Here is a 16,942-nt window from a genome sequence, read left to right on the forward strand (position 1 = left end):
GCCCATTCCCGATGTGGTTAAGCCTGCACCAGACATGGTTTGTCCCACACCAGACATGGTTAAGCCAACTCCAGAAGTAGTTAAGCCTGCACCAGAAGTAGTTAAGCCCATTCCCGATGTGGTTAAGCCTGCACCAGACATTGTTTCTGCTGCACCGGACATGGTTAAGCCAGCTCCGGAAGTAGTTAAGCCAACTCCGGAAGTAGTTAAACCAACCCCCGATGTGGTTAAACCTGCACCGGACATGGTTTCTGCTGCACCAGACATGGTTAAGCCAGCTCCGGAAGTAGTTAAACCTGCACCGGACATGGTTTCTGCTGCACCAGACATGGTTAAGCCAACTCCAGAAGTAGTTAGCCCGGCTCCAGAAGTGGTCATTCCGGCTCCGGAGGTGGTCATTCCTGCGCCAGATTCAGTTTGTACCGATGCTGCGGGAGCAGCCCATTTGCCGACACCAGAGGGGAAGACGTAGGAACTGATAGCTTGGGCAGTTTCGGAACCAAAGACGGAACCGGCTAGACGTTTGGCTTCTGCTTCGCGTGCGAGTTGATAAAGTTCATCGGCTTCCGTGGTTTTACGGCCAGGGGGATCGAGGGTGAGGAGCCGATCGCCACTGCCTAGGGTTTTTTCCCAGCTTACGGTCATAAACTTGTCGTCTACCCAGTCGGAGGGATAGATCGGGGGGATGGTGACGGGGGCAGAGCGTGCCAGAATTAACCAGCGACCATCGGGACAGCGATAACCGATATCAACGACATAGATGCGATCGCTAATGGGAATGGGAATATACCATTCTCTGGCTAATTCGTCGCAGGGGTATTCCTGCATACTGTGGGGACTTTCATAGTTGATGTTGAGATCGGTAACATCGTAGATTCGTAGGGCGAGTTGTTGTCCCCCTTGAATGCGTAATTGTTCTTTTTGCTCGTTGCTGATATCCCAGTAAGCATAGGCCCATTGGGGGTCGCGAGGCATTAGGACAATGCAGGGTTGACCATAACCGATCGGTAAGTCCGTTAACCCCTCATCTACGGAAGCCAAAATTTCTGGATCGAAGGAGTTGCCTACTTCAAACTTGGCAGCTTCTACAGTTTCTTGAGAGTCTATGGGTTCAGTTTCCATATGGTTATCCATGGATGTATGGGTAGAGTTTTGGGCTTCGATAATGGCTTGCAGGAGTTCGGACTTACGCATCCGGCTATAACGAGAAATCTGATATTCGCTGGCGACTTTACGCAACTGTCGTAAGGTCATCTCGGATAAGGGAGGACGGTTATTGGTCATGGACAGGCTCTCCTAATGTCTTAATCGTTGGCTCAAGGGTTGAGCTTGGGGATCAACTGCTTAACATATTGCAAAAAAAAATAGGGGAGTGCAAGGGGAACGTCAGAAAATTTGGGGTGATTTGACGGGATCTCAACTCCATTCCCTTTTTTTTGTTATTATCCCATGACTTTTGCTCTAAAAGTCGGGTGTATTAGTCATCAAATAATGACAATGTGAAGGGATCGGGAAAAAGAAGTGAGTAGACACGATAGAATAAAATCCATTATGCCTGATTTTGGTAGTATAAATACTCAGAGTTAATGAAAAGAGCGATTTATGACCCCAGCCCAGCCGAGAGAAATAGAGACCCGTCCAGGCAGTAAACACGGTCTCATTAGTCGGGTACTTTCTCCCGCTTTACAACTGTGGCTCAGATCCCAGGCAGAAGAAATCCAAGATCTGCATCTGAGCATTGATGCAGGCGATCGCCAAATTCTATCCGGTCTCATTCCCCACGTTGCTGTCCAAGCGAGTCAAGCGATCTACCAAGGACTGCATCTGAGCCAACTTCAGCTCGAAGCCGAAACCATTCGCACGAATTTACCCCAAGTCCTGCGGCGCAAACCCCTGCGTCTACTCGATCCCATCCTTGTCAAGGGGAAACTACAAATTACGGCTCAACAGCTCCAAGACTCCCTCACCCCAGCAGGTCTTCTCTGCCAAGGACTGACTGAATTTCTGCGAGAACTACTCAAAGCCAGTCAAGCAGATGGCGATCGCCTCCTGGCCGCCTCTTCCCCCCAATGGCACACCATTACCCTTGGTCACCATCAACTCACCCTAGAAGCCATCTGGCCCCAACTGGACAATCCTAGGGCCTGTCTAAAAATCAACAGCAATCTAGAGCTTATTCAGGGTCATTTACTACACTTTCATTCCCTCACCATTGAGGCTCCACCGGGCTTATTTCCCCAACCCTTAGATTGCCTCGATATCGAACTCGGAACTGAAGTCACCCTTGAACAGCTCCACCTCAGCCCGGAAAAAATCTTCTGTAGGGGTCAAATTACTGTTCTACCCTGATGGTTTGACTGATTACTCCATCCCACCGGACTAGGGTAGCAAACCCCGATCGCGTGCAGCTTTGAGCCAATTGGGGTATTCCGTCATCAGCAAATCATACAGCTCTTCGTCGGCGATCGCCTCCGGATCTTCTACACTAAAGAAATCCGCATTATCAATATATCCCCCCTCCAAATCATCCAAATTTTCCAAAAACTCAAACTGACTGCCGCCAGAGAAAAACCCTAAAATGCCCCCACGCTTGGCTTTAGCGTCTTTACTCGACTTACCAATAGCCATAAACTGCCAGAAAATCGGCTCATAGGATGACCATTGCAACTGTTGTTCCGACTGAGCTTGATCGAACGGTCGCCCATCAGTAACAAACATCACGTAAACGGGGACATTCGCCTTCAAAGGAGAGTGTCGGCTTCCTCCCCCACCATCAGGAAAATAGGCATTTCTAATCCCTTGCAAAGCGGGAGCATAGTTGGTTCCCCCTGCACCTCCATATTGGTTATAGGCTTGGCCGATAAAATTATGGAAATTCTCCACCGTCATCTCTCCCCGATTCTGGGCATTTCCTGCAAACAGGAAAATTTTAATCGCGCCATCATCATCAAACCGACAACCGAGGGCTAAGATTTTCTCCGCTAACCGTTGAATCTTTCCGGAATTATACAGAGAATGCATGGAACCCGACACATCTAAACAGAGGGCAACTTGCGCTTGATGATCGGTTAAATTCGCTTTTTGTAGAGAAATATCCGCTTTTTTAACTAAATCGAATAAGAGGGGCGCTTCCTTTTCCAATTTCTTCTCTAACTCCACCGCTTTTGCGCTGCGAGTCGGTTGGGGGGCGGCAGGTGGGGTGGCTCCTTCTTGATGATATTGGTCTAAAAAGCCTTGCAATCCAGAATTATAGCCTTGACCGAGGGCATGAAAACGCCATTGCCCCTCTTTCTGATAAATACGACCAAATTCGAGGGCAGTTTCTGAGGTAAAGGGTTCGGTTAAGATATAACGGGCTAATTCTTCCTGAGTTTGAGCATTGGAGATGGCCATAAAGGCCTGCTCAATGTGGCGAAAACTTTGATTTTTCTCGACTCCTTCATGGATGGTGACTACAAACACCAGTTCAGTAATCACCGAGCTGATTTGGCTTAAATCGAGCATAAACCGTTGCCGACCTTCTCCAGAATTTTCAACTCTCTGCAAGGCGCGATCGGGCGATCGGGGATTATTATAAAAAACAAAATATTCTTCGGCTGGAATGAGTCCATTTGCCCCTAACATAAACACGGAGCCATCAACTTCATAACCTGGCTCTGTAGCGCTCCAACCCACCTCAATTTGGAGGTGTTCCACTTGGGGATAATTTTGGGACAGATTCAACCGTGCCCCTTTACTTAATTCGGTAGTCATGGCTCTCAATTAATACTATAAAAACAAGGATTTGATCTGGACTTATTACTTAGCTTAAAGTCCTATATACAACCTAAACTCTTGGTAAAACTACTTGGTGAGATTGATCTTGATACTTACCCAATCGGTCTTCATAAGTAACGTTACAAGGTTCTCCCTCAAAAAATAACAATTGGGCAATCCCTTCATTCGCATACACTCGACAATCGGCACTCGAAGAGTTAGAGAGTTCTAAAGTCAGATGGCCGCGCCAACAGGCTTCTGCGGGGGTAGCATTGAGGATAATAGAACATCTAGCATATGTGGACTTACCCAAACAAATAACCGTAATGTTCGGGGGAACCTCTAAGCGCTCTAGGGCAACACCTAAGCCGTAACTATGGGCCGGAATAATAAAAAAGTCTCCCTGTTCATCCTGGTGCAGGGGAACGGATTCGAGATTTTGAGGATTAAAATTTTTCGGATCGACAACTGTACCGGGAATGTGCTTAAAGATGAGAAATTCTTTAGGACTTAATCGAATATCATAACCATAGGAGGAGGCTCCATAACTTAAGACTTTTCGGACTAATCCGCGATCTTCTTCGATCGCCCGAATCAATGAAGGTTCAAACGGATCGATCATCCCTCTCTGGGCTTGTTCAGCAATCCACTTATCATTCTTGAGCATATCTGGATTCTAGTTTACCTTTCTTCTTGTCTCAGGCTTGTATCCTGTGCTTAATCCCCCCTCGCGGAGCAGAATTAAGGCGAGCTAGGGGCGAGATCCGCCCCTCTTGCTAGACCACTAAACACTCAGGATCGAGTCTTGAATCGTCTTATTAAAAATAATCCGACCGGGAGTCGTGCGAATATACTGGCAGAGCTGTTCCCCTTCGGCAGTTTCCCGCACTCGACGATAGAGGTAAACCCGGTTAACGGTTCCGTCTTCGAGCTGTTCTTCGGAAACGATTTCATCATCCTTTTCGGGGGATTCCACGTCACCGTCATAGCGCACCCAGATATAGGTATGTAGATCTACCTGGCTTTGATCGTAGGCGCGAATGGCATCATCTAAAGACGCAAAAAAGCGATCGCTCCCATTCTGGGCCCAAGGATTTTCCGCCGTCAAATAGTAACATCCCAACACCATATCCTGAGACGGCGTAATAATCGGCCGCCCCGTCGCCGGAGACATGACATTATTGGATGCTAACATCAGCAACCGTGCCTCAGCTTGGGACTCCAACGACAACGGCACATGCACCGCCATTTGGTCGCCATCAAAGTCCGCATTAAACGCCGGACAAACCAAGGGATGCAACTGAATCGCCCGACCTTCCACCAGCATCGGTTCAAACGATTGAATTCCCAACCGGTGCAACGTCGGAGCGCGGTTGAGCAAGACGGGGTGACCTTCAATCACCTCTTCCAGCACATCCCAAACACTGGGATCGTTCCGTTGAATCAGCTTTTTGGCCGCCTTAATATTATTCACCAATCCTTGACGAATTAAGCGATGAATCACAAACGGTTGGAACAATTCGATCGCCATTTCCTTCGGTAAGCCACATTGGTAAATGTGTAACTTTGGCCCCACCACAATGACAGAACGACCGGAATAATCCACCCGTTTCCCTAACAGGTTTTGCCGGAACCGGCCCTGTTTCCCTTCGATAATATCCGACAGAGATTTCAACGGCCGGTTATTCGCTCCCACCACCGTGCGACCGCGCCGACCATTATCAATCAGAGCATCCACCGCCTCTTGTAACATCCGCTTTTCATTACGGACAATAATCTCCGGTGCTAAAATCTCTTGCAGTCGAGCCAACCGATTATTCCGGTTAATTACCCGACGATAAAGATCGTTTAAATCGCTGGTAGCAAACCGTCCTCCATCCAACTGCACCATGGGGCGCAAATCGGGGGGAATCACCGGCAGCATACTCAAAATCATCCATTCCGGCTTAGAACCCGTGGCAATAAAGTTATCAATTACCCGCAAACGTTTGATTAACTTCGCCCGTTTTTGACCCTTAGAATTGAGGATATCTTCCCGCAGTTGTTCCGCTACCGTTTCTAATTCTATATCGGCTAATAAGCGTTCAATGGCCTCTGCACCAATGCCCACTTCCACCCCAATTAATTCTGAATCTTCAGAATACAATTGGTCTTCAATATCCATCCACTGGTCTTCATTGAGCAGTTGTTTATAACTAAGCGGTGGAATTTCTTCATTGGTCTTGGCCACTTCTGGCGTATTGCCCGGATCGAGGACAACATAGGCATTAAAATACACAATTTGTTCCACATCCCGCAAAGGCATATCCAGCAGAATCGCCATATAGCTGGGTATCCCTTTTAAGTACCACACATGGGCCACTGGAGCGGCTAATTGAATATGACCCATTCGATGGCGACGCACTCTAGATTCGGTGACTTCTACGCCGCAACGCTCGCAAACAATTCCGCGATGACGAACTCGTTTATATTTTCCACAATGGCATTCCCAATCTTTCGCTGGCCCAAAAATTCGCTCGCAGAAGAGGCCATCCATTTCGGGTTTGAGGGTACGATAGTTGATGGTTTCTGGTTTGGTCACTTCCCCAACCACTGACCCATTGGGAAGGGTTCGCTCTCCCCATTGCCGAATCCGGTCAGGAGATGCAATACCAATTTTGACGTAATCAAACCGTTGTTGCTGATTTTTCATTGCTGCTGCTCAATGAGGGTGAATAACGCTGCCTTTAGAAACTGGACTAGCCCAATCTGTTATTATAGCGCTTTGCGGTGGCAATGGGGAATGGGTGGCTTTTTATCTGGGTTGTCGGGGCGATCGCCTAAAATAGCTCTATAGAACCCCAATTTGTAGGATATAAAGAGGTCAACATGGTACAGACACCCACCAAACCGGAAACCGAAACGCTCTTGCTAACATTACCTACAACCCTAAAGCTCCAGGTCACACAAGCACAATTTGAAGCTCTAGCGGCTAGTAATCGAGACTTACGACTAGAAAGAACCGCAAAAGGAGAATTAATGGTGAATCCACCTACAGGTTGGGAAACCGGAAAACAAAATTGGAGTATTTCAGGCGAATTATATTTGTGGTGGCGAAATACCGGCCAACCAGGACAAGCATTTGATTCTTCTACCGGATTTATTTTACCCAATGGCGCAAATCTTTCTCCTGATGCGGCTTGGATTAATCAAGACTCTTGGGATGCACTCACCGATGAACAAAAAGGAGGCTTTGCCAATATTTGCCCCGATTTTGTGGTGGAATTGCGCTCAAAGTCGGATACCCTGAAATCTTTGCAAGAGAAAATGCAAGAGTATATCGATAATGGGGCGAGATTGGGTTGGTTAATCGATCCTCAAAATCGAACCGTGGCAGTTTATCGAGTGGGTTTAGAAGTGGAAATCTTATCTAATCCAAGTGAGTTATCTGGTGAGGAAGTCTTACCCGGTTTTATCTTGAACTTGCGCCGAGTCTGGGGTTAATGCCTAATGATTTTCAGTTAAATAGCTTCTTCGATAATACAGTCATCAAAGTACGAATTGCCAACTCATTTACTGAACCAATACGCTCAGTATTAGATTTTGAATAGTGCCAAGCTTCTACTGGATGATAGGGGTCTTGGGGCTTAAAATCGATAATCAGATGAGGATAATCATCTACTTGCCCAAGTTTGTTAATCAATAATCTGTATACAGGTTTACTGCTTTGCTTAACTTGTAAAATTTTAGATTTATAAGCATATACTCCAGGACCGCATCCAGAGCCTAGATAACCTAATAAATCTACGAAAGGACTACCAGCCTCTATATTGAGTTTACCTTCTGATGACCATCCATGAAATCCCATAAAATCCTCCAAGCTTTTTAAGTTATACTTTATAAAACAATTATCTAAACCTTATAAAAAGGTAATACCTAGTTCCCTCATGAGCATTTCGATGAATCGCTCGTATTCTTCTTCAGACATCCGCTCGATGATTTCTTCTAGTGTCAAATTTGAGCTATTTAGTTTTTCATAAATTTGAGCCTCTTTTGGGTTCTTGGGTTTGAAATCAGGCATTTCTTGTAAAAAATCAGCACCTGATTTATCTGCATTTTGCTTCATCCAATCTTCAAAATCCCCAGGCTTCTTTCCCTTGGGTATTTTAGGCATTTTGGGCAATTTAGGCGCTGAGAACTTTATTCCCAGTGCTGAAAAGCAAATTCCCATGATTGCGAACATAAGATATAGAGTAATCCATACGGAACCAATCAAAATCCAGATCAGGATAGGGAAAATAATTCCGGCAATTCGCTTTAAGCGTTGGGAAGTAGAGGGTTTATACTTGCCTGATGTTGGTGGATTTGCCATTGTTGATACTCCAGATATTGCCAAGGGATCAGGTGAATCTTTCAATACTATGATTGAAACTATGATAGAGGCAAGTTTTGAAACCTCATAGCCGGAAAAAGACGGATCAAGACGGGAGTTTTCTTAAGAATGTATAAAAAAGGCGGATCGAGACGTATAATGGCGGAAGGCTAGGATGAGGGAGTGCAAATGGAGTGGGACGCGGTGGTAAAGTCAATCGATGAGTTGTTGTTCTCCGAAACGGGGAAACACCTTGACGATTTGCAATTGGCAATTATCAAGGGGGTTTTGAATGGGAAAAAGTATGCCGATATTGCTGAACAATATGGCTGTACGACCGGTCATGTGAAGGATGAAGGGTATGAGCTTTGGAGTGTTTTATCACAACTCTTGGGAGAAAATTTGAATAAAGGAAATTTTTGCGCGACGGTTGAGCGACTAGGATTAGCTAATTACCAATCTCCTATAATCGGAAATCATGTTCGTTTTAATAATATCAATCTCTGCACTAACCCTAATACTTCAGAACCAGAAGATCGAGAACCTACTCCTGTCAATGGAGGGAAAGTTGAGGAAGATAAAATACAGGATACGTTACAGCATCAAGTTAAACTCAATATTGTTCCGCAGTTAGTGAAATTAGGATTAACGGCAAAACAAATTGCTGAAGTGCTAGAATTACCATTATCTGAAGTTCAAGTTAAAATTAAATGATGTTCTTCATCTCTAATTAAGAGAGGTAAACATGGTACAGACACCAGTAAAACCCGAAACGCTCTTGCTAACATTACCTACAACCCTAAAGCTCTATGTCACACAAGCACAATTTGAAGCTCTAGCGGCTAGTAATCGAGACTTACGACTAGAAAGAACTGCACAAGGAGAATTAATTGTGAATCCACCCACAGGTTGGGAAACCGGAGAACGTAACTTTAGTATTATTGTACAATTGGGTCGTTGGTACGAAGAAAATCAACAAGGGAAAGCATTTGACTCTTCTACCGGATTCATTTTACCCAATGGCGCAAATCTCTCTCCCGATGCATGTTGGATAAGTCAAGAGCGTTGGGATACTTTGACGGATGAACAAAAGGGAACATTCCCCAATATTTGCCCCGATTTTGTGGTGGAATTACGCTCAAAGTCCGATACCCTGAAATCTTTGCAAGAGAAAATGCAGGAGTATATGGACAATGGGGCGAGATTGGGTTGGTTAATCGATCCTCAAAATCGAACCGTGGCAGTTTATCGAGTGGGTTTAGAAGTGGAAATAGTATCTAATCCAAGTGAGTTATCTGGTGAAGAAATTTTACCCGGTTTTGTGTTAGATTTGCGTCGAGTTTGGGGTTAGATTCTCAATTTTTAATTTTTAATTGAATCTCCCCAGCCTCCGCCTCCTGGGGTTTCAATGGTGATTTTTTCTCCGGCATCTAATTCCACAGTAGCGGTACTATCGAGTTCTTCGGTGTAGCTATTTTTGCGCTCGATCCAGTTACGGCCGACGGCTCCCGGTTGTCCACCGGCTAGACCAAAGGGGGGAATTTTGCGATGGTTGGAAAGAATACCAGCCGTCATCGGTTCTAGGAATTGGATACGGCGCACGATGCCATTACCGCCGCAAAATTGCCCTTTTCCGCCACTGTCGGGACGGATGGCAAATTCTTCCAAACGGACGGGAAAGCGGTATTCTAGGACTTCTGGATCGGTTAAGCGGGAGTTGGTCATGTGGGTATGCACCGCGTCTGTGCCGTGGAAGGTGGGGCCAGCGCCGGAACCGCCGCAGATGGTTTCGTAGTATTGATAATCGGAGTTGCCGAAGGTGAAGTTGTTCATGGTTCCCTGGGAGGCGGCGAGGATGCCTAACGCTCCATAGAGGGTATCAACGATCGCCTGGGAAGTCTCTACATTGCCCGCCACTACAGCCGCCGGATATTGGGGATTGAGCATGGAGCCTTCTGGAATCACTATATTTAGGGGTTTCAGACAACCGGCATTCAGGGGAATGGGGTCGCGAACGAGGGTGCGGAAGACGTATAATACGGCAGCCTGACAGACGGCAGTGGGGGCATTAAAGTTATTTTGCAGTTGGGCGGATGTGCCGGTAAAATCGATGGTTGCGTTTCTCTCTTTCTGGTTAACGGTTATAGTCACATGGATGAGTGCGCCATGATCGAATTCATAAGTAAATTCACCGTCGGATAATTGGGCGATCGCCACCCGCACGGCCTGTTCTGCATTGTCTTGCACATATCCCATATAGGCCTGTACCGTTTGCAAACCATACTGATTGACCATTTTGATTAATTCTCGAACACCCTGATTATTGGCGGCAATTTGCGCTTGCAGATCGGCTAAATTTTGTTGATACTTGCGGGCGGGATAGGGGGATTCTAATAACTGATCGATGAGTAAATCCCCTTGAAACTGACCTTCTGTGACTAATAGGAAATTATCGAATAAAATTCCCTCTTCCGTAATCGTTTGACTGTAGGGCGGCATGGAGCCGGGGGTAATGCCTCCCAGGTCGGCATGATGTCCCCGCGAAGCGACATAAAAGGAGGGTTTGCTAGAATTTTGAGCCAGAAAAACCGGGGTGATGACGGTCATATCTGGTAAATGGGTTCCGCCATTATAGGGATTATTAGAGAGATAAACATCTCCGGGTTTAATCTCGTTTTCCTTGTCCTGAATTAAGGCTTTGACACTTTCGCTCATTGAGCCTAAATGAACCGGGATATGGGGGGCGTTGGCGACTAAGTTTCCTTCGGGATCGAATAGGGCGCAGGAGAAGTCTAAACGCTCTTTAATATTAACCGAAACCGCCGTATTTTGTAGAGTTACGCCCATTTGTTCGGCGATCGCCCCAAATAGGTTATTGAAAATCTCCAGCAGCACCGGATCTTTTTTCACTGGTTTTGTTTCCCACCCAGGTGTAAGGGCGGGTTTACGAAGATCTTGGTGGGGAGGCACAAATATTGGTGAACCCGCCCCTACATCTCGGTAGGAAGCGGTTAATACTAAATGTTGACGGGGATGAATTTGGCCTTGCCAACCGCTTTCAATGAAATTGGTTCCGGTGGGTTCAATAATCAATGCTGGGCCGATAATTTTATGTCCGGGTTGCAATTTTTGGCGGTCATAAACCGGCACATATTCCCAACCTATTGCTGTAGGGGCGGGTTCAGGGATGTCTTGGTGGGGAAGTGAAGATATTGGTGAACCCGCCCCTACGGGATTTTGTACGGAACAATAAATGGGAACTCTGGCAATTTCTGGGGGTAAACTCTCGGTAACTGGCTCTTGAAGTTCCGGTTCAGGATGGGTCATGGTTTGTACAATTTCCACTGAAACCATATCTACCACTAACGGTTTTTGGGTTAAGGTAAATCCATAGCGCTGCTGATGTTGATGCTCAAAGTCTTGTTTGAGATCTTCTGGAGAAGAGTCGGAAAAATTGACCAATAAGGGGCTATCGCTGCCTTCATATTTTAGATGGAGTTTAACGATGATTTCTTCGCGATCGCCCCATTGCTCGGATAATTCTGCTTTTGCTTCTTTCACTAACTGGGGAATTACCCGATCTTGCAATTCTACAACTAAACCATCGGTTAACTCTTGCTCTAGGGTTTGCTCGCGCATGATGCGAATATCAGCGAGTCCCATGCCATAGGCTGAGAGGACTCCAGCGTAGGGATGAATGACAATTTGCCGGATGCCTAATGTGTCGGCGAGTTGACAGGCATGTTGCCCCCCCGCACCGCCAAAGCAGCAGAGGGTATAACCGGAGACATCATAACCCCGTTGCAGGGAGATTTTTTTTATCGCATTGGCCATGTTTTCAATGGCGATCGCAATAAACCCGGTCGCTACCTGTTCCGGCGTGCGTACATCTCCGGTCTTCTTCTGTATCTCCTGAGCCAATTCCTGGAACTGCTCGCGCACCCGATCGCCATCTAGGGGTAGGTTACCCTCCGGGCCAAACACCGCCGGGAAAAAGCGGGGATTGAGTTTACCCAAGAGTACATTACAGTCGGTGATCGTCAGGGGGCCGCCCCGGCGATAGCAGGCCGGGCCAGGATTTGCACCGGCTGAGTCCGGGCCGACGCGGGTGCGGGAACCGTCGAAGCAGACCACGGAACTGCCCCCAGCCGCCACGGTGTGAATGGCCATCATGGGCGATCGCACTCTCACCCCAGCAATTTCGGTATCAAATTGTCGTTCGTATTCCCCGTCATAATGGGCCACATCGGTGGATGTGCCCCCCATATCAAAGGTGATAATTTTCTCAAACCCGGCTTGAGCGCTGGTTTGCACCGCTCCGACAATGCCTCCGGCTGGCCCCGACAGGATGCTATCCTTACCTTGGAAGCGATCGGCATCCACTAAGCCGCCATTGGACTGCATAAACATCAGATTCACGGAATTTTCCGAACTGTCGGGGTGGGTTTGAAACCCACCCCGACATTGATTGACGTAGCGTCGGAGGATGGGGGAAAGATAAGCATCGACGACGGTGGTATCCCCCCGACTGACGAGTTTGATCAGGGGGCTGACTTGGTGGGAAACGGAGATCTGAGTAAAGCCAATCTTTTCAGCGAGTTGTGCCACTTTCTGCTCGTGTTGGGGATAGCGATAGCCATGCAAAAGGGCGATCGCACAACTGCGAATGCCGCGATCGTACGCTGCTTGCAGTTGGGGCGCAAGTTCTGTTAGGTTAACCGGTTGCAATTCTTGCCCCTTAGCACTGAGGCGCTCTTGGACTTCGATCGCCACTTCATAGAGCAGTTCTGGCCGTTGGATCTCTAGGGCAAATAGATCCGGGCGGTTTTGATAGCCAATACGCAAAGCATCCCGAAAGCCTTGGGTAATTAACAAAACGGTGCGATCGCCTTTTCGCTCTAATAAGGCATTCGTCGCTACCGTAGTTCCCATTTTCACCACTGCAATTTCCGGACTGGGAATGGGTTCATCCGCTCCCACCCCTAACAGATCCCGGATGCCTTGAATAGCTGCATCCCCATAGCGTTCGGGATTTTCCGACAGCAGTTTATGCACCACGGTTTGACCATCAGGACGCAGAGCCACCAGATCGGTAAACGTGCCGCCGCGATCGATCCAAATATGCCAACGGCGATCAAAATAAGGATGGGACATAGAAGCGTTAACAATTAACCATTATTCTCTCATTCTACAAGGGGATACTTGCAGGAAATAGAGAGAAAGAAAAAAAAGACCCATAATTGGGTTCTTGACCGGAAAATGGAGAATAGGAGATTTGAACTCCTGACCTCTGCGGTGCGATCGCAGCGCTCTACCAACTGAGCTAATTCCCCTAATTAACCCCTATTGTATCATTCGGTCATGGGGAAGGGAAGAGTGGACTGCTCAAAAACCGCTCGCACGCGATCGAGTTCTAATTCATGCAAATAGTCTACAGTCCAATCCGCTTGCCGTTGAATCATATGGAAGGGATAGGTATTGGCGACTCCCACCACTTGCATTCCGGCATTTTGGCCCGCTAAAATCCCAGCAGGAGTATCTTCAATCACCAGACAGTTTTGGGGAGCCAGATCCAAACTGGGATCGAGTTGATTAAATCGCTCTACTGCTCGTAAATAACCTTCGGGATCGGGTTTGCTTTGTTGTACCTCATCCCCAGTCACCAAAACCTCAAAATAGGATAGCAGGTTGGCTTGCTCCAGAATCCATTCAGCTTCGGAACGCAAAGCGCCTGTGACTAATCCTAAGCGCAGACGAGCCACCCGCGCTTTATAGATTAGATCTTCGACTCCCGGATAAATGGGCAGTGAGTCGAGGGCTTCGAGTTTTTGCCGGTATCCTTGGGCTTTGCGAGCAATGAGGGGAGCGAGCGATCGCTCATTGACGGCTCTCCCCCGGCGTTGTAATAAATCCAGCAAACAGGCGCGATCGTTCCGTCCTAAACAGCATTCGTTATAATCACTGGGATTGGGCGGTAGATTTTGTGAGAGCAAGATTTCATTAATCAGTTCCCGGTGTATGGGTTCATCGTTAATAATGACCCCATTAAAATCAAAGAGAACAACCTGAAGACTCATTTTGTCTTAAAATGCTGGCGACAACACATTGCTTAAATTATCCTCTACTTGGGTGCGAATCTCCAGTTTATCGGGTAAGGGTTTAACGGCTTTCGTTACCTGATTAATCCACCAAATCGGATCTGCACTCACTTTTTCAAATCCAGCGTCGTGCATCCATTGCTGAAGATCCCCAGCAGCAAAGGCTTTCATATACGGCTCTTCAAAGATATTGGTAATCCATTCGGCTTCTCTGAGGCTCCTTTGGCTGCCATCAAGGATAATACATTCTCCCCCTGGAGTGAGCAAACGAAAGGCTTCTCGCAAAATGGCTTGGGTTATCTCTGGTGGCGTTTCGTGAAACAGCAGTGTGGCGGTTATTAGGTCAAAACTTTCTCGTTCCCAGGGGGTTTGTTCCGCTAGTCCATGCTGCCAGTGAATGTCTAGATTGGCTTGCTTGGCTTTGTGTTCTGCCATCACCAGCATATAGGGCGATAAATCTAACCCAATGACCTCGGCTTGGGGATACTCTTGTTTCAGCAACAGGGTAGACGATCCGGTTCCACAGCCGAGATCCAGGATACGACGGGGATAACCGCCAATGGAGTGGATTAACTCTTCTCTCACCCAGGTTTCTTGGGGAAAAACTACATATTGGGTAATGGCATCGTAGGTAACCGCAGCATCAAGGTTCAGGTAGCCATTTTTGATGCCGTGGAAATTCTGACTGCTGTAGTAGGTGGGATAGCTGAGGGTGGGGTTACAGAGGCGATCGCCTTCCTGTTCCCAGTTGATTTGATTACGCAGTTCGATCATTGCTTCTTTATCTAAAAAGAGGCTGATAATCGGTTTTAGGTATTGTTCCCAAAGGGTGGTTTGTGCCGTCATATTTGTAGGGTGTTAAGTCAAATTATTATTGCTTCTGAAATCCTAACAAACATAGAGAAGTTTTTGCTTCAATCCATCCACTAAGGATTCTAGATGTTCTCGCTGATGGGTTGCCATCAGGGAAATTCTGATGCGACTGGTGGGGACGGTGGGGGGACGGATAGCGGGGGCAAAAATCCCTTGGGTTTTCAGGAATTGGGAGAGTTCTAAAGCCTGTTTGGGAGTCTCTAGGGGTAGGCAAATAATCGGCGATTCTGAGGCGATGGGGGCGATCTGGGGACAGTGACGAGTGAGGAGATCTTGAAAGTAAGCGATATTTTGCCAAAGCTGTTCCCGGTGTTGGGGTTCGGTTTGGATGATTTCAATGGCTCTTTGGGCGGCTGCGGTATCGGCTGGGCTGAGTCCGGTGGTATAAATCCAACTGGGGGCGCGGTTGCGGAGATAGTCGATGAGGATGGAACTGCCAGCGACATAACCGCCTAAACTGCCCACTGCTTTGCTCAGGGTTCCCACTTGGATTAGTTCGGGTTTGCCGAGTTGGAAATGTTCGACTAAACCGGCTCCTGTGCTGCCTAAGACTCCGGTGGCATGGGCTTCATCGATGAGGAGCATACTGTTATAGGTTTGGGCAATTTCCAGGTATTGGGGCAGGGGAGCGCGATCGCCATCCATGCTGAAGATGCTATCGGTGAGAATCAGCGATCGCCGGTACTCTTTGCGGTATTCTTGTAGTTTTTCTGTTAATTCTTTAACGTTTTTATGGCCATAAGTTACAACCGTAGCTTTACTGAGGATAGCGCCATTTTTCAGGCTGGAATGGTTATATTCATCACTCAGGATCAGATCCCGTGGGCCGACTAGGGCGGCGATCGCTCCCAGGTTAGCCAAATAGCCGGAACTGAACACAAGGGCATCTTCCGTTTGTTTAAGCTGGGCAATCGAGCGTTCTAAATCACGATGTAAATCACGATGCCCACTGGTGAGCCGAGATCCGGTGCTTCCCGTGCCATACTGCTCCAGAGCCTCTCTAGCGGCTGCGATTAACCGGCGATCGCCTGCTAACCCCAAATAGTTATTGCTGGCAAAATTAATTACTTTCTGACCACGGAGGGAGGCGATCGCACCGGGTAACCCCTCCAAGGTTTGCACAGAGCGATACCAATGCGCTCGATGAATCGTGTCTAGGGAGTGAGAGAGCCAAGAGTAGGGTGAATGAGACATACATCAATTAATAAAAGGACGTTCCGGGGGCACGGGGTTGAAACTGATTAAAAACCCTATAGCACTTCTGGCGATCGTGAGGGAAGAGGGAATTGTTAAAACCCTGTAAAATCTCCGACTCTTCCCCCTGATTTCACTTACAATAGAAGGAAATCTTAATTACTTTTATATCTTGTTCATCTAGTATTTTCAATGGATGGGTCAACTCAGACGATCGTGCCCTCTTCCCCCAGCCCCTTCTCCCACGGGAGAAGGGGAGAAGAAGTCTCTCTCCCGTGGGAGAGAGATTTAGAGAGAGGGCACAACTCTGAGCAAGATGAAGGCGTGCCCTCTTCCCCCAACCCCTTCTCCCACGGGAGAAGGGGAGTATCAGAAGTCTCTCTCCCGTGGGAGAGAGATTTAGAGAGAGGGCACAACCCTGGGCAAGATGAAGGTGTGCCCTCTTCCCCCAGCCCCTTCTCCCACGGGCTAAGGGGCTCAGTAGTCTCACTCCCTGGGGCGAGCGCTTTAGAGAGCGGGCATTATTCACACATCAAGAGCAATATTATGTCTAAACTGCTTATATCCGAATATCAAAGAGAAGTCGAAGAAATCATCCGTTATGGTGGCTCTCGGAACGAATCTTCTATTCGGGGCGCGTTTCAGAAATTATTGGGAGACTATTGTAAAA

14 protein-coding genes and 1 tRNA gene are annotated in these 16,942 nt (G+C 47.5%); 4 read left to right on the forward strand and 11 right to left on the reverse strand.

Features of this window, described 5'->3' with window-relative positions; all coding sequences use genetic code 11:
• On the reverse strand, positions 1-1,284 hold a 1,284-nt coding region (locus PJF56_RS16710), incomplete at its 3' end, for a DUF4912 domain-containing protein (RefSeq protein ID WP_283763831.1).
• A gap of 318 nt (positions 1,285-1,602) precedes the next feature.
• Here PJF56_RS16710 and PJF56_RS16715 point away from each other — a divergent pair.
• Entirely contained in the window at positions 1,603-2,349 is a 747-nt protein-coding gene (locus PJF56_RS16715; protein ID WP_283763832.1) for an LmeA family phospholipid-binding protein, read from the forward strand.
• A gap of 30 nt (positions 2,350-2,379) precedes the next feature.
• On the opposite strand, the gene PJF56_RS16720 is transcribed toward PJF56_RS16715, so the two are convergent.
• The 3 genes from PJF56_RS16720 to PJF56_RS16730 all read right to left on the reverse strand — a co-directional run bounded on the left by PJF56_RS16720 (position 2,380) and on the right by PJF56_RS16730 (position 6,448).
• Positions 2,380-3,753 carry a TerD family protein gene (locus tag PJF56_RS16720; protein WP_283763833.1) on the reverse strand — a complete coding sequence of 458 codons (1,374 nt, stop codon included), beginning with the start codon at positions 3,751-3,753 and terminating at the stop codon, positions 2,380-2,382.
• 73 nt (positions 3,754-3,826) lie between these two features.
• Positions 3,827-4,423, reverse strand: coding sequence for a dCTP deaminase (gene dcd, locus PJF56_RS16725; protein ID WP_283763834.1), 597 nt, complete (start codon positions 4,421-4,423; stop codon positions 3,827-3,829).
• A gap of 117 nt (positions 4,424-4,540) precedes the next feature.
• Positions 4,541-6,448: a DNA-directed RNA polymerase subunit gamma gene (locus tag PJF56_RS16730; RefSeq protein WP_283763835.1), complete on the reverse strand. Its 1,908-nt coding sequence runs from the start codon at positions 6,446-6,448 to the stop codon at positions 4,541-4,543.
• 176 nt (positions 6,449-6,624) lie between these two features.
• Between PJF56_RS16730 and PJF56_RS16735 the strand changes: the two genes are divergently transcribed.
• A complete protein-coding gene (locus PJF56_RS16735; protein ID WP_283763836.1) occupies positions 6,625-7,239 on the forward strand; it encodes a Uma2 family endonuclease in 615 nt (204 codons plus the stop codon).
• A gap of 13 nt (positions 7,240-7,252) precedes the next feature.
• Here the strand turns inward: PJF56_RS16735 and PJF56_RS16740 are convergent, their stop codons facing one another.
• Together PJF56_RS16740 and PJF56_RS16745 are read right to left on the reverse strand one after the other, a co-directional pair.
• Complete coding sequence (locus tag PJF56_RS16740; protein ID WP_283763837.1) at positions 7,253-7,603, reverse strand: hypothetical protein; 351 nt, start codon at positions 7,601-7,603, stop codon at positions 7,253-7,255.
• Positions 7,604-7,654: 51 nt separating this feature from the next.
• Complete coding sequence (locus PJF56_RS16745; protein WP_283763838.1) at positions 7,655-8,107, reverse strand: hypothetical protein; 453 nt, start codon at positions 8,105-8,107, stop codon at positions 7,655-7,657.
• A gap of 189 nt (positions 8,108-8,296) precedes the next feature.
• Here PJF56_RS16745 and PJF56_RS16750 point away from each other — a divergent pair, with 189 nt between their 5' ends.
• Positions 8,297-8,821, forward strand: coding sequence for a helix-turn-helix domain-containing protein (locus tag PJF56_RS16750; RefSeq protein WP_283763839.1), 525 nt, complete (start codon positions 8,297-8,299; stop codon positions 8,819-8,821).
• A gap of 31 nt (positions 8,822-8,852) precedes the next feature.
• Positions 8,853-9,458, forward strand: coding sequence for a Uma2 family endonuclease (locus tag PJF56_RS16755; protein WP_283763840.1), 606 nt, complete (start codon positions 8,853-8,855; stop codon positions 9,456-9,458).
• 11 nt (positions 9,459-9,469) lie between these two features.
• On the opposite strand, the gene PJF56_RS16760 is transcribed toward PJF56_RS16755, so the two are convergent.
• From PJF56_RS16760 to bioF, 5 genes are all read right to left on the reverse strand, one after another.
• Positions 9,470-13,261 (reverse strand): hydantoinase B/oxoprolinase family protein, encoded by a 3,792-nt coding sequence (locus PJF56_RS16760; RefSeq protein ID WP_283763841.1) that lies wholly within the window; start codon positions 13,259-13,261, stop codon positions 9,470-9,472.
• Between the two features lie 106 nt (positions 13,262-13,367).
• A tRNA-Ala gene (locus PJF56_RS16765) sits at positions 13,368-13,440 on the reverse strand.
• Between the two features lie 18 nt (positions 13,441-13,458).
• Complete coding sequence (locus PJF56_RS16770; protein WP_283763842.1) at positions 13,459-14,184, reverse strand: HAD family hydrolase; 726 nt, start codon at positions 14,182-14,184, stop codon at positions 13,459-13,461.
• A gap of 6 nt (positions 14,185-14,190) precedes the next feature.
• Positions 14,191-15,051 carry a class I SAM-dependent methyltransferase gene (locus PJF56_RS16775; protein WP_283763843.1) on the reverse strand — a complete coding sequence of 287 codons (861 nt, stop codon included), beginning with the start codon at positions 15,049-15,051 and terminating at the stop codon, positions 14,191-14,193.
• 42 nt (positions 15,052-15,093) lie between these two features.
• Positions 15,094-16,272 (reverse strand): 8-amino-7-oxononanoate synthase, encoded by a 1,179-nt coding sequence (gene bioF / locus PJF56_RS16780; protein ID WP_283763844.1) that lies wholly within the window; start codon positions 16,270-16,272, stop codon positions 15,094-15,096.
• Between the last annotated feature and the right edge of the window lie 670 nt (positions 16,273-16,942).

Origin of the sequence: Roseofilum halophilum BLCC-M91, from assembly GCF_030068445.1 — a bacterium.
Lineage (GTDB): Bacteria > Cyanobacteriota > Cyanobacteriia > Cyanobacteriales > Desertifilaceae > Roseofilum > Roseofilum halophilum.

Excerpts from the sequence above, each read along its gene's own strand:
- PJF56_RS16735 (WP_283763836.1), top strand. The coding sequence starts at position 6,625 with ATGGTACAGACACCCACCAAACCGGAAACCGAAACGCTCTTGCTAACA.
- bioF (WP_283763844.1), bottom strand. The coding sequence starts at position 16,272 with ATGTCTCATTCACCCTACTCTTGGCTCTCTCACTCCCTAGACACGATT.
- dcd (WP_283763834.1), bottom strand. The coding sequence starts at position 4,423 with ATGCTCAAGAATGATAAGTGGATTGCTGAACAAGCCCAGAGAGGGATG.
- PJF56_RS16770 (WP_283763842.1), bottom strand. The coding sequence starts at position 14,184 with ATGAGTCTTCAGGTTGTTCTCTTTGATTTTAATGGGGTCATTATTAAC.
- PJF56_RS16745 (WP_283763838.1), bottom strand. The coding sequence starts at position 8,107 with ATGGCAAATCCACCAACATCAGGCAAGTATAAACCCTCTACTTCCCAA.
- PJF56_RS16755 (WP_283763840.1), top strand. The coding sequence starts at position 8,853 with ATGGTACAGACACCAGTAAAACCCGAAACGCTCTTGCTAACATTACCT.
- PJF56_RS16730 (WP_283763835.1), bottom strand. The coding sequence starts at position 6,448 with ATGAAAAATCAGCAACAACGGTTTGATTACGTCAAAATTGGTATTGCA.
- PJF56_RS16775 (WP_283763843.1), bottom strand. The coding sequence starts at position 15,051 with ATGACGGCACAAACCACCCTTTGGGAACAATACCTAAAACCGATTATC.
- PJF56_RS16720 (WP_283763833.1), bottom strand. The coding sequence starts at position 3,753 with ATGACTACCGAATTAAGTAAAGGGGCACGGTTGAATCTGTCCCAAAAT.
- PJF56_RS16760 (WP_283763841.1), bottom strand. The coding sequence starts at position 13,261 with ATGTCCCATCCTTATTTTGATCGCCGTTGGCATATTTGGATCGATCGC.
- PJF56_RS16715 (WP_283763832.1), top strand. The coding sequence starts at position 1,603 with ATGACCCCAGCCCAGCCGAGAGAAATAGAGACCCGTCCAGGCAGTAAA.
- PJF56_RS16740 (WP_283763837.1), bottom strand. The coding sequence starts at position 7,603 with ATGGGATTTCATGGATGGTCATCAGAAGGTAAACTCAATATAGAGGCT.
- PJF56_RS16750 (WP_283763839.1), top strand. The coding sequence starts at position 8,297 with ATGGAGTGGGACGCGGTGGTAAAGTCAATCGATGAGTTGTTGTTCTCC.